The following is a 12,992-nucleotide window of genomic DNA, read 5'->3' as shown; positions in this document are numbered from 1 at the left end:
CCCGCACGCGGCGCCTCCCGCACGCGGCGCCTCCCGCACGGCGGACCACGCGCCGGGCAGGTGTGTGCGACCGCCTCGCCGGCCTCGGTCATGGCGATCTGCGAGCGCGACACCACGACCGCCCCTGTGGGGGCGAGGTCGAGTAGGTCCGGCACCGCCTCTCAGCGGTCGGTCGCCTGCTGAGCTCTGCCCGGGTGCTGCCCTGCCCGTTTCCCGCCAGTGTGTCCGCGGCCGGGAGCGCTCACCCGGGTCCAGGCGCGGTCAGACCCGACCGCGGGTGGTCGGTCATCGCGTTCGCGCTGTCGCACCTCTTTATTGCGGCGGCGTCGGACTGCCCACCGGGGCAATAAAGAGCGCCGGGTGGCGACTTCCGGAGGGGCAGGACACCGGGGCCGCCGGTCGTCCGCCGCGCGGGTGTTGACCGCGCGCGTCCACCTCGACTCGTGGAGTGAGCGCCCGGCGCAGTAGGTTCGTCGCGGCCGTGTGTCTCCGGCCGCCCGAACGCCGCCGGTTCGGTCTCGCAGGGGCAGCACCCCCACCCATCCCCAGGCGCAGAAAAGTTCGGCCGCCCGGCCCGCGTCGCACTCTTTATTGCGGCGGTGGACTGCCCGCCGCACCGCCGTCGACGGCGCCGGATCGCCGCGCGCGGCGGGGTGTCGACCGGGTCGAACCCGGGTCGGATCTCAGCCGGAACCGCCGGATCCCGGGTTTTCTGCGGCTGTGCAGGCTCCGTCCACACCGCCAGAAACATCACGAACGGGCGAACCCAGGTGGCCTGCGTCACCGAAAACCGTGGATAGACCTGTGCACAACCCTGTGGGCAGTCCACGCGCCCCCTGGGGGCTACTCGGCCCACATCTGGGGACGGTTCTGTGGACAACTTGGCCGATCTGTGGACCAAACGGGTGAGCCTGCAAACCATCCACCGACGGCCCGATCTGTCCACCGATCGATGCCCCTGGTTCTCCACAGCCCGCCGCGCGGTGTGACCTGCGCGGACCACGGTCATCCACACAATCCACAGGACTTACTACTACTGCTGTTTCTTCTCTCTTCCAGATGAACAAAAAAGAAGAAACAGGGGATGGCCGAAGTTGGGGACAGCGGCCTCCCGCGGTGCCGCCGGGGAGGGCCGGGACCGACCCGCCCCGGATGACGGGTCCCCGCCACACGCTCTACGGTTGGGCCCTACAGCGTGGACAGCTCGACGGCGCGGCCTGGCACGACACGGTGCGGCGCGGTGGTCGGGCCTGGAAAGGACTCCCATGAAGATCCGCGTCGAGCGCGACGGCCTTGCCGACGCCGTCGCCTGGGTCGCGCGCAGCCTCCCGTCCCGGCCCCCTGTCCCCGTCCTGGGCGGGGTGCTGCTGGACGCGGGCTCCGCCGAAGGCACCGACGGCCTGACCGTGTCCGGTTTCGACTACGAGGTCTCCGCGACGGTCAAGGTCCCGGCCACGGTCGCCGACGGCGGCCGCACCCTGGTCTCCGGCAGGCTGCTGGCCGACATCACCAAGTCGCTGCCGAACCAGCCGGTCGAGATCTCGGTCGACGGCTCCCGGGTCGCGATCACCTGCGGCAGCGCGAAGTTCAGCCTCCCGACCATGCCGGTGGACGACTACCCGGCGCTGCCGACGATGCCGCAGCACGCGGGTGAGTTGCAGGGCGAGGTCTTCGGCCAGGCGGTCAGTCAGGTCGCGGTCGCGGCGGGCAAGGACGACACCCTGCCGATGCTGACCGGTGTCCGGGTGGAGATCGCGGGGGACAAGCTGACCCTCGTGGCCACCGACCGGTTCCGGCTCGCGATGCGCGAGTTCGAGTGGAAGCCCTCCGGCGACGTGGAGGACGCGGCGGTGCTGGTGCCCGCGCGGACCCTCGCCGAGGCGGCCAAGGCGCTGGGCAGTTCCGGGCGCACGGTGGAGTTGGCGCTGTCTCCCGGCGATGGGCTGTTGGGCCTGTCGGGTTCGGGTAGGCGCACCACCAGCCGACTGCTCGACGCGGAGTTCCCGAGGTACCGCCAACTGCTGCCGAGTGAGCAGACCTCGAACGCGGTCATCAGCGTCCCGCCGTTGGTCGAGGCGATCAAGCGCGTGTCGCTGGTCGCCGAGCGCGGCACCCAGGTCCGGCTCGAGTTCGACGACGGCCTGTTGCGGTTGTCCGCCGGTGGCGACGACGAGGGGAGCGCGGAGGAGGAGTTGCAGGTCGACTTCACCGGCGACCCGGTCACCATCGCGTTCAACCCGGGCTATCTGCAGGACGGGCTCGCCGCGCTGCACAACGACCGCGCCGAGTTGTCGTTCACCACGCCCAACCGCCCGGCACTGATCAAGCCGGTCGGCGATGATGGCGTCATCCCGGGGTACCTCTACCTGCTCATGCCGGTTCGTCTCCCGGGCTGATCGCGAGAAGCCAGAGCGAGAGGAAGAACCGTGCAGCTGGGACTCGTCGGCCTGGGCAAGATGGGCTTCAACATGCGCGAGCGGGTGCGCGCGGCAGGCCACGAAGTGGTCGGCTACGACCGCAACGCGCAGGTCAGCGACAGCGCGTCGCTGGCGGACCTGGTCGGCAAGCTCGCCGCCCCCCGGGTCGTGTGGGTGATGGTGCCCGCGGGGGAACCGACCAGGCAGACCGTCGCCGAGCTCGGCGAGCTGCTCGCCGAGGGCGACCTGGTCATCGACGGCGGCAACTCGCGCTACACCGATGACAAGGTCAACGCGGACCTGCTGGCGCGCAAGGGTGTCGGCTACCTCGACGTCGGCGTGTCCGGCGGGGTGTGGGGCAAGGAGAACGGCTACGGCCTGATGGTCGGCGGCGACGCGGAGCACGTCGAGCGCGCCCTGCCGATCTTCGACGCGCTGCGCCCGGAGGGTCCGCGCGAGGAGGGCTTCGCCCACGCTGGCGAGGTCGGTGCGGGCCACTACGCGAAGATGGTGCACAACGGCATCGAGTACGGGCTGATGCAGGCCTACGCGGAGGGCTTCGAGCTGCTCGACGCCGCCAGCGAGGTCACCGACGTGCCCGCGGTGCTCAAGGCGTGGACCAGGGGGACGGTCGTCCGGTCCTGGCTGCTCGACCTGCTGGTCAAGGCGCTGGAGGAGGACCCGGGCCTGGCCAAGATCACCGGGTACGTCGAGGACTCCGGCGAGGGCAGGTGGACCGTCGAGGAGGCGATCAACCACTCGGTGCCCGCGCCGGTCATCTCCGCGGCGCTGTTCGCCAGGTTCGCCTCGCGGCAGACCGACTCCCCGGCGATGAAGGCGGTCGCCGCGCTGCGCAACCAGTTCGGTGGGCACGCCGTGCACAAGGCGGGACCCACCTCCGGGTCCGGCGACGTGAGCTAGTGCGGGTAAGGCACTTACAGGTCAGCGACTTCCGGTCGTGGCAGCACGCGGACCTGGATCTCGACGCAGGCGCCTCGGTGCTGGTCGGCGCGAACGGGCAGGGCAAGACGAACCTGGTCGAGGCGATCGGGTACGTCGCCACGCTGGGCTCGCACCGGGTCGCGTCCGACCAGCCGCTGGTCCGGCACGGGTGCGCGCGGGCAATCATCCGCGCGGCGGTGGTCAACGACGGCCGCGAGCTGACGGTCGAACTGGAGATCACGCCGGGCAAGGCGAACCGGGCGCGGATCAACCGCGGCCCGGTTCCCCGCACGCGCGACGTGCTCGGGATCTTGCGCACAGTGTTGTTCGCGCCGGAAGACCTGGCGCTGGTCCGGGGCGATCCAGGTGAGCGGCGCCGGTTCCTCGACGACCTGTTGGTGTTGCGCGCGCCCCGGTACGCCGGGGTGCGCGCCGACTACGAGAAGGTGCTGCGCCAACGCAACGCACTCCTTAAGAGCGCGGCTTCGAACCGGCGCGCGCGGCGGGCCGACCCGGAGGCAGTGTCAACGCTCGACGTGTGGGACAACCACCTCGCGGTGCACGGCGCCCAGTTGCTCGCGGCACGACTAGATCTGGTCGCCGACCTCGCGCCCCGGGTGGCGGCCGCGTACGCCGGGGTCGCGCCGGAGTCTCGTCCGGCGTACATCGCGTACCGCTCACAGATAGAAGAGACGCTGCCCCCCGGCTACGGCAAGCCTGACGGGGAGCGCGCGGACATAGAGGTGGTGACCGACGCGCTGCTGGCCCGGATGGCGCTGCGCCGGGACGCGGAGCTGGAACGCGGGGTCAGCCTGGTAGGTCCGCAACGCGACGAGCTGGACCTGGTGCTCGGCGAGGCCCCGGCGAAGGGGTACGCCAGCCACGGCGAGTCGTGGTCGTTCGCGCTCGCGCTGCGGCTGGCGTCCTACGAGCTGCTCAAGGACGAGGGCAGCGAGCCGGTGCTGGTGCTCGACGACGTGTTCGCCGAGCTGGACCGGCGCAGGCGGCAGCGACTCGCCGAAGTGGCGGTCGGGGCCGAACAGGTCCTGGTGACCGCGGCCGTGGAGGAGGATGTGCCCGGCGAGCTGTCCGGGGCCAGGTACTCGGTGGCGGACGGGGAGGTGCGGCGTGTCTGACGACCTGTTCGGCGGGGCGCTGGAGCCGACACCCGCGCCACCGGCTCGACGACAGCGAGTGACCAAGCAGCCCGTTGTCGCCCCCACAACTGGGGATAACCCTGTGGATAGTGTGGATAACACCGTCACCATGCGGCCATCTGGGGGACCAGGACCGGGGAAACGCCGCGCTTCATCCACATCGGGGGGTGGACAACCCCAAGATCCATCCACAGGCGTGACGCAGGGTGAGGCCGGGGGCGAGTTGTCGCCGCCACCGCGGGGGTCAGATCTTGCCAGAGCCGCCCTGGCCGCCGCCCGGCAGGCCGCCAAGAGCAACCCGAAGCGCGTTGTTCCACGTGGAACAGCGGGTGCGGGCTCCCGCAAGCGCCGCCGGTGGTCCTCCTCGGGGGCCGACGAGCGCGACCCGCAGCCGCTGGGCAGGCTCGCCTCGCGGATCGCGATGGAGCGCGGCTGGCAGGAGAACCTGGCGGGGGGGCAGGTTTTCGGCAAGTGGGCCACACTGGTCGGGGCGAACATCGCCGAGCACGCGAAGCCGCTGGCCATCAAGGACGGCGAGCTGACCGTGCAGGCCGATTCCACCGCGTGGGCGACCCAGCTGCGGCTGCTGCAACGGCAGATCCTGGCGGGCATCGCCGCGGGCGTCGGCCACGACGTGGTCACCCGGCTGAAGGTGCAGGGCCCGTCGACGCCCAGCTGGCGCTACGGCCCCAGGCACGTTTCCGGCCGTGGACCACGAGACACCTACGGCTGAACCTCGCGGGTCGAGACAGTCTTGGTGACGTCCCACCCCGTGCCGCTTCCCAAGCGAGGCTCTGTGTGCGAACCAGGGGTGTCCTTGACCCCGTTCTGTGCGACCCGACCAGTACTATGTCGGGAGGGGTGCGCACAGGTGGCCCGGGAACGTGACCGCGCAGGTCGCGGGTCACCCGCCCCGCAGCCGTTCCGACGCACGAGGAGACACCGGGCACGTGGCAGCTGACAAGCAGGAGAACTCGTACGGCGCCGGTTCCATCGGGGTGCTCAAGGGCCTCGAGGCGGTCCGGCTGCGTCCGGGCATGTACATCGGCTCCACCGGGGAACGCGGTCTGCACCACCTGATCTGGGAAGTCGTGGACAACTCGGTCGACGAGGCGATGGCGGGCCACGCGACCAAGGTCGAGGTCACCCTGCTCGCCGACGGCGGCGTCCGCGTCGACGACGACGGCCGGGGCATCCCGGTCGAGGAGCACCCGGAGGAGAAGCGCTCCGCGCTCGAGGTCGTGATGACCGTGCTGCACGCGGGCGGCAAGTTCGACAGCGACAGCTACGCCGTCTCCGGCGGTCTGCACGGCGTCGGCATCTCCGTGGTCAACGCGCTGTCGACCAAGCTGCGCGCGGTGATCAAGCGCGACGGCTACGTCTGGACCCAGACCTATGGTGACTCCAAGCCGCTCGGCCCGGTCGAGCGCGGCGAGGAGACCCGCGAGCTCGGCACGTCGATCACCTTCTGGGCGGACCCGGCGATCTTCGAGACCACCACGTACAACGCCGAGACCGTCGCGCGGCGGCTGCAGGAGATGGCCTTCCTCAACAAGGGCCTGACCATCGTGCTGCGCGACGAGCGGGTGTCCGACGACGAGACCGAGACCGACGTCGAGGGCCACGTCGCGCGGATCAAGGAGCGCACCTACCACTACCCGGGTGGGCTCGAGGACTTCGTCAAGCACATCAACCACAGCCGCGAGTCGATCCACAAGAACGTCATCGCCTTCGAGGCCAAGGGCACCGGCGTCGAGGTCGAGGTCGCGATGCAGTGGAACACCGGCTACAGCGAGTCGGTCTACACCTTCGCCAACACGATCAACACCCCCGAGGGCGGCACGCACGAGGAGGGCTTCCGCGCCGCGCTGACCCGGGTGGTCAACGTGTACGCGCGCGAGAAGAAGGTGCTGCGCGAGAAGGACGCCAACCTCTCCGGCGACGACGTGCGCGAGGGCCTCGCCGCGATCGTGTCGATCAAGCTGGCCGAGCCGCAGTTCGAGGGCCAGACCAAGCAGAAGCTGGGCAACACCGAGGCCAAGACGTTCGTGCAGCAGACCTGCAACGAGTGGCTCGCCGACTGGTTCGAGCGCAACCCGGCCGACGCGAAGACCATCGTCACCAAGGCGGTGTCCTCGGCGCAGGCCAGGATGGCGGCCCGCAAGGCGCGCGAACTGGTGCGGCGCAAGGGCGCGCTGGACATCGGCGGCCTGCCCGGCAAGCTCAAGGACTGCCGCTCGACCAAGCCCGAGGAGTGCGAGCTCTACATCGTGGAGGGCGACTCGGCTGGCGGGTCGGCCAAGGAGGGCCGGGACTCGCTGTTCCAGGCGATCCTGCCGATCCGGGGCAAGATCATCAACGTCGAGAAGGCCCGCATCGACCGGGTGCTGAAGAACACCGAGGTGCAGAGCCTGATCACCGCGCTGGGCACCGGCATCCAAGAGGACTTCGACGTCGCCAAGCTGCGCTACCACAAGATCGTGCTGATGGCCGACGCCGACGTCGACGGCCAGCACATCCGCACCCTGCTGCTGACGCTGCTGTTCCGGTTCATGCGCGGGCTCATCGAGCAGGGCCACGTGTACCTCGCGCAGCCGCCGCTCTACAAGATCAAGTGGCAGCGCACCGACCCCGAGTACGCGTACTCCGACCGCGAACGCGACGGCATGCTCGAAGCCGGGTTCGCGGCGGGCAAGAAGATCAACAAGGAAGACGGCATCCAGCGGTACAAGGGCCTCGGCGAGATGAACGCCGAGGAGCTGTGGGAGACCACGATGGACCCGGCCAACCGGGTGCTGCTGCGGGTCACCCTCGACGACGCCGCCCAGGCCGACGAGCTGTTCAGCGTCCTGATGGGCGAGGACGTCGAGGCCCGCCGCTCGTTCATCACCCGCAACGCCAAGGACGTCCGCTTCCTGGACGTGTAGCAGGGGCACCGCCCCCGCGCCGCACACCCACCCGCGTTGAAAGGAACGTCCGGTCGTGACCGAGACCCTGCCGCCGCCCGGCGACCGCATCGAGCCGCGCGACATCCAGCAGGAGATGCAGAGCTCCTACATCGATTACGCGATGAGCGTCATCGTCAGCCGCGCCCTCCCGGACGTGCGCGACGGCCTCAAGCCGGTCCACCGGCGCGTGCTGTACTCGATGTTCGACACCGGCCTGCGCCCCGACCGCAGCTACGTCAAGTGCTCCCGCGTCGTAGGCGACGTCATGGGCAACTACCACCCCCACGGCGACTCCTCCATCTACGACACCCTCGTGCGCCTGGCCCAACCGTGGTCCATGCGCTACCCGCTGGTGGACGGCCAAGGCAACTTCGGTTCGCCGGGCAACGATCCGGCTGCCGCCATGCGCTACTGCTTGGATGCAGGAACTCGCGTACGGATGCATGATGGATCCAGCATGCGGATCGGTGACATCGTCCCGGACGCGTTGCCGAACTCTGACAACGTGATCGACCTCAAGGTCCTCGACCGCAACGGCAACCCGGTGCGCGCGGACCGGCTGTTCCACTCCGGTGAGCACCCGACGCTGAGGTTGACCACCCGCGAGGGCTTCGAGCTGACCGGCACGCACAACCACCCTGTGCTGTGCCTGGTGTCAGTGCTCGGCGTACCGACGCTGCTGTGGAAGCTGCTGGAGGAGATCCAGCCCGGCGACCGCGTCGTCATGCAGCGCACCCCTGCTGAGGAAGCCGGACTTCCGCCGGTCGAGGATTACGCGGCGGCGATCCTCGCGGGCGCTTTCGTGAGCGAGGGGTTCGCCTCGCCCACGAGGGCTGGTTTCAACAACACCGACAAGGCCTACTTCGACTACACGGTCGCCGCCTATGACCTGGTGGTGGGTGGGCGGCGCCACGTGTCGTCACGAACCATCGCGTCCGGCTCCGTCCTGCACGAGCTCGACATCCAGGACATGACCGCGTTCATGGCCGGTCCCCTCGCGGAGCTGGTCGGAACGCGCAGCGCGGGCAAGCACGTGCCCGAGTTCGTGTGGCAGGGCGGTTCGACGATCAAGCGGGCGTTCCTGAGCTCGCTGTTCACCGGTGATGGGTCGTGCTCGGCGCTTCCCCGCAACACCGTGCAGATCTCGTACTCGACCCGCAGCACGCGGCTCGCCAGTGAGGTTCAGCAGCTGCTGCTGGAGTTCGGCGTGGTCAGCAGGCTGGTCCGCTACGGGAACGGCGAGATCAAGGTCGTCATCACCAACCGCCGCGACGCGCGGTTGTTCGCCACCAACGTCGGCTTCCTGCAGGCGAAGCAGGACAAGCTGGTGGCGATCCTGGATGGCATCCCGGTGGAGAGCCGTGCGATGTCGAGCGACCACGTGCCGTTCGTGGGCGAGTACATCCGCGCGAACGGTGCCGCGAGGTGGACCGAGCGCGACTGGCTGCGCAGGCACAACGTCGACCGGGTCGAGCGGTGGGAGCACAACCGCGGCGAGATCGTCGAGCGGATCACCGAACCCGGTGTGCTCGACGTCGTCGAACCGCTGGTGGACGGCCGGTTCTACTACGCGCAGGTCGAGTCGATCGTGGACGCGGGTGTGCGCCCGGTCTACAGCATCAGGGTCGACACGGACGACCACGCGTTCATCAGCGACGGGTTCGTCAGCCACAACACCGAGTCGCGGCTCACGCCGTTGGCTATGGAGATGTTGCGGGACATCGGTGAAGACACCGTTGACTTCGTGCCGAACTACGACGGCAAGACCGAAGAGCCGAAGGTCCTGCCGTCGCGGATTCCGAACCTGCTCGTCAACGGTGGTAGCGGTATCGCCGTTGGTATGGCGACGAACATCCCGCCGCACAACCTGCGGGAGGTGGCCGACGGTGTCGTGTGGGCGTTGGACAACCCCGAGGCGAACGACGACGAGCTGCTTGCCGCGCTGTTGCTGAGGATCAAGGGGCCGGACTTCCCGACCAAGGCGCTCATCCTTGGTACGCAAGGGATCGAGGACGCGTACCGCACGGGTCGCGGGTCGGTGCGGATGCGGTCGGTGGTCGAGGTCGAGGAGGACGCCAAGGGGCGCACCATCCTCGTGGTCACCGAGCTGCCGTACCAGGTGAACCCGGACAACCTGATCGAGAACATGGCGCAGCTGGTGCGCGACGGGAAGCTCACCGGGATCTCCGAGATCGCCGACGAGTCGAACTCGCGCTCGGGCATGCGGATCGTCATCGGGCTCAAGCGCGACGCGGTGGCGAAGGTGGTGCTGAACAACCTCTACAAGCACACCCAGCTGCAGCACAACTTCGGCGTCAACATGCTCGCCCTGGTCGACCAGGTCCCCAGGACGCTGCGGCTCGACCAGATCATCCGGCACTACGTGCGCCACCAGCTCGAGGTCATCGTCCGGCGCACCCGCTACCGGCTGCGCAAGGCCCAGGAGCGCGCGCACATCCTGCGCGGGTACGCCAAGGCGCTGGACATGCTCGACGAGGTCATCGCGCTGATCCGCCGCTCGCCCTCGGCCGACGAGGCCAAGAGCGGGCTGATCGAGCTGCTCGAGGTCGACGAGATCCAGGCGACCGCGATCCTGGAGCTGCAGCTGCGCCGCCTGGCCGCGCTGGAGCGGCAGCGGATCATCGACGAGCTCGGCGAGATCGAGCGCTACATCGGTGAGCTGGAGGAGATCCTCGCCAGCGAGGCCCTGCAGCGCGGCATCATCCGCGACGAGCTGATGGAGATCGTCGACAAGCACGGCGACGACCGGCGCACCCGGATCATCCCGTTCGACGGCGAGGTCTCGGTCGAGGACCTCATCGCGGTCGAGGACGTGGTCGTCACGATCACCAGGACCGGCTACGCCAAGCGCACCAAGACCGACCTGTACCGGGCGCAGAAGCGCGGCGGCAAGGGCGTGCAGGGCGCGACGCTCAAGCAGGACGACATCGTGGCGCACTTCTTCGTGTGCTCCACCCACGACTGGATCCTGTTCTTCACCAACAAGGGCCGCGTCTACCGGGCCAAGGCCTACGAGCTGCCCGAGGCCAACCGCGCCGCCCGCGGCCAGCACGTGGCGAACCTGCTGGCGTTCCAGCCGGACGAGGCGATCGCGCAGGTCATCCAGATCAAGGACTACACCGCGGCCCCGTACCTGGTGCTCGCCACCCGCGACGGGCTGGTGAAGAAGTCCAAGCTGGTCGACTTCGACAGCAACCGCGCGGGCGGTCTGATCGGTATCAACCTGCGTGAGGACGACGAGCTGGTCGGCGCGGTGCTGTGCTCGGCCGACGACGACCTGCTGCTGGTGTCCGCGGGCGGGCAGTCCATCCGCTTCCACGCCAGCGACGAGGCGCTGCGGCCGATGGGCCGCGCCACCTCCGGGGTGCAGGGCATGCGCTTCAACGCCGGTGACGAGCTGCTCACCATCGGTGTGGTGAAGGAGGGCACGTTCGTTTTGGTGGCCACCGACGGTGGGTACGCCAAGCGCACCCCGATCGAGGACTACTCGGTGCAGGGCCGCGGCGGCAAGGGCGTGCTCACCATCCAGCACGACAGCAGGCGTGGCAGGCTGGTGGGGGCGGTCATCGTGGAGCTGGAGGACCAGCTCTACGCGATCACCTCCTCCGGCGGGGTCATCCGCACCACCGCCAAGGAGGTGCGCAAGGCGGGCCGCCAGACCAAGGGCGTCCGCTTGATGAACCTGGGCGAGGGGACCACGCTGGTCGCCATCGCCCGCAGCGCCGAGGTGGCCGCCGAGGACGGTGACGGCGACGTCCCGGTCGACGGTGTGGTCGTCGACGGCGACATCGTGGACGCGGCCGAGGTCGACGTGGACGCGGCCGACACCGGTGGCGCCGCGGTGGCCGAACCGGTCGACGGGGAGTCGACCGACGGCGCAGAGCCGACCGAGTAAAGACGAATAAGACGCGCGAGACCTAGGGGAAGCCGCTCGTGACACAGCCCGAGAAGCCGGACACCGCCGGACAAGAAGAACCGGAGCGGACTTCGGTCATCGCGACGAGCAAGGTCACGCCCGCCGAGGCGCCGGAGACCACCGAGGGCGGTGGCGCGGTCGAGGACAACGAGACCACGCCACCGCCGTGGGCCCGGCTCACCCAGGAAGGTGAGTCGGACTCCCCGGCGCCCGGCTTCCCCACCCAGGACCAGGACCCGGACGTCACCCAGGCCCTGCCGCACCCCGGCAACGGCCACACCCCGACGTTCCAGCCTGCCGACGAGGCCACCATCTCGGTGCAGCGCCCCGTCGTCACCGGCGCCGCGGTCCCGCGCCTGTTCAGCGACCCCACCCCGCCCCGCACCTCCGTCAATCTCGAGGGCGGCGCCGCCCGCCCCAGCGGCGCTGGCACGGCGGGCACCGGCAGCACACCCCCCAGCGCCCTGCGCCGCCCCGGCCGCGGCCCCCGCCGCGCCAACCTGCAGATCAAGCGCTTCGACCCGTGGTCGGTGCTCAAGCTGTCCCTGGTCCTCGGCGTCTCCCTGTTCTTCGTCTGGCTCGTCGCCGTCGGCGCCCTCTACGCCGCCCTCGACGGCATGGGCGTCTGGGACAAGGTCAACGGCATCTCCAACGACCTCCTCAACACCAACGGCGGCGGCAACACCGGCCCGCTGATCAGCGCGGGCCGCGTCTTCGGCATCGCCGCCATCATCGGCGCGATCAACATCGTGCTGTTCAGCGCCCTGGCGACGGTGGGCGCGTTCGTCTACAACGTGTCCGCGGACCTCGCTGGCGGACTCGAGGTCACCCTCGCGGAACGTGAGTAGGGGGATACCGATTTGGGGCGCCGAAGGGCCGTGCTGTAACCTTCTGGCGTTCCCACAGGGGCCTATAGCTCAGGCGGTTAGAGCGCTTCACTGATAATGAAGAGGTCGGAGGTTCAAGTCCTCCTAGGCCCACGGACGGACTCGGGCGACTTGTGTCTGCGGAGAGAGCAGACCGGGTCGTCCGTCGTCATATCTGGGGGTCGAACCCCCAGACCCCCACGGTGCGGTGGTTGCGGTGGGTGGGTGGGGCCTGCGGAGGCATGGGGGACCAGCTCGAGGCTTTGCCTGTCGCGGTCGGGGGACCGGGGCGGGGGGCTGGGGATGGGGATGTGGCAGACTGGTGGGGCTGGTCCTGGGGAGAGTGGGCTGGCGCTAAGTGGGTTCTGGTGCCTTAAGGAGGCATACGTCGTGAAGAAGCTCCTCGCGCTCGCCGCGGTCGCTGGTGGTGTCCTCCTGGTCATCAAGCGCAAGAGCTCGGCCAAGGCCGAGGCAGCGCTGTGGCGTGAGGCCACCGCACCCGCCAACAACGGTGCGAAGAAGGCCTAAGACCTTCTCGGCACGGCCAACGCCGTGCCGCCTCGGGGACGTAGCTCAATTGGCAGAGCACCGCCTTTGCAAGGCGGGGGTTAGGGGTTCGATTCCCCTCGTCTCCACCAAACGTGTTGATACGCGAACCGCAGAGGCTGATTCCTGGTCACCAGGGTCAGCCTCTGCGGCTGTCTGGGGTGGCTGGTCGGGTGGTT

Annotated in this window: 8 protein-coding genes and 2 tRNA genes; all 10 read left to right on the top strand. The window is 69.4% G+C overall.

What is annotated here, in order from left to right; all coding sequences use genetic code 11:
* Window positions 1-1,265: 1,265 nt before the first annotated feature.
* Entirely contained in the window at window positions 1,266-2,396 is a 1,131-nt protein-coding gene (gene dnaN / locus BMY07_RS31615; protein ID WP_092786677.1) for a DNA polymerase III subunit beta, read from the top strand.
* A 30-nt stretch (window positions 2,397-2,426) separates the two neighbouring features.
* Window positions 2,427-3,338, top strand: coding sequence for a phosphogluconate dehydrogenase (NAD(+)-dependent, decarboxylating) (gnd, locus tag BMY07_RS31610; protein ID WP_092786675.1), 912 nt, complete (start codon window positions 2,427-2,429; stop codon window positions 3,336-3,338).
* Complete coding sequence (recF, locus tag BMY07_RS31605) at window positions 3,338-4,495, top strand: DNA replication/repair protein RecF (RefSeq protein WP_092786673.1); 1,158 nt, start codon at window positions 3,338-3,340, stop codon at window positions 4,493-4,495. The genes gnd and recF overlap by 1 nt, the downstream gene beginning before the upstream one ends.
* Before the next feature lie 217 nt (window positions 4,496-4,712).
* Complete coding sequence (locus BMY07_RS31600) at window positions 4,713-5,249, top strand: DciA family protein (protein WP_245782771.1); 537 nt, start codon at window positions 4,713-4,715, stop codon at window positions 5,247-5,249.
* 217 nt (window positions 5,250-5,466) lie between these two features.
* Complete coding sequence (gyrB, locus tag BMY07_RS31595; RefSeq protein WP_092786671.1) at window positions 5,467-7,443, top strand: DNA topoisomerase (ATP-hydrolyzing) subunit B; 1,977 nt, start codon at window positions 5,467-5,469, stop codon at window positions 7,441-7,443.
* Window positions 7,444-7,498: 55 nt separating this feature from the next.
* Window positions 7,499-11,380: an intein-containing DNA gyrase subunit A gene (gene gyrA, locus BMY07_RS31590; RefSeq protein WP_092786669.1), complete on the top strand. Its 3,882-nt coding sequence runs from the start codon at window positions 7,499-7,501 to the stop codon at window positions 11,378-11,380.
* Window positions 11,381-11,478: 98 nt separating this feature from the next.
* Window positions 11,479-12,249: a DUF3566 domain-containing protein gene (locus BMY07_RS31585; RefSeq protein WP_425426384.1), complete on the top strand. Its 771-nt coding sequence runs from the start codon at window positions 11,479-11,481 to the stop codon at window positions 12,247-12,249.
* A 58-nt stretch (window positions 12,250-12,307) separates the two neighbouring features.
* Window positions 12,308-12,381: transfer RNA gene (locus BMY07_RS31580), tRNA-Ile, on the top strand.
* A 276-nt stretch (window positions 12,382-12,657) separates the two neighbouring features.
* Entirely contained in the window at window positions 12,658-12,795 is a 138-nt protein-coding gene (locus tag BMY07_RS33975; protein ID WP_143073738.1) for a DLW-39 family protein, read from the top strand.
* Window positions 12,796-12,829: 34 nt separating this feature from the next.
* Window positions 12,830-12,905, top strand: a tRNA-Ala gene (locus BMY07_RS31575).
* Window positions 12,906-12,992 lie beyond the last annotated feature (87 nt).

Source organism: Actinokineospora terrae (assembly GCF_900111175.1).
GTDB classification, from domain to species: Bacteria; Actinomycetota; Actinomycetes; order Mycobacteriales; family Pseudonocardiaceae; genus Actinokineospora; species Actinokineospora terrae.
This window is presented reverse-complemented; position numbering and strand designations above follow the sequence as displayed.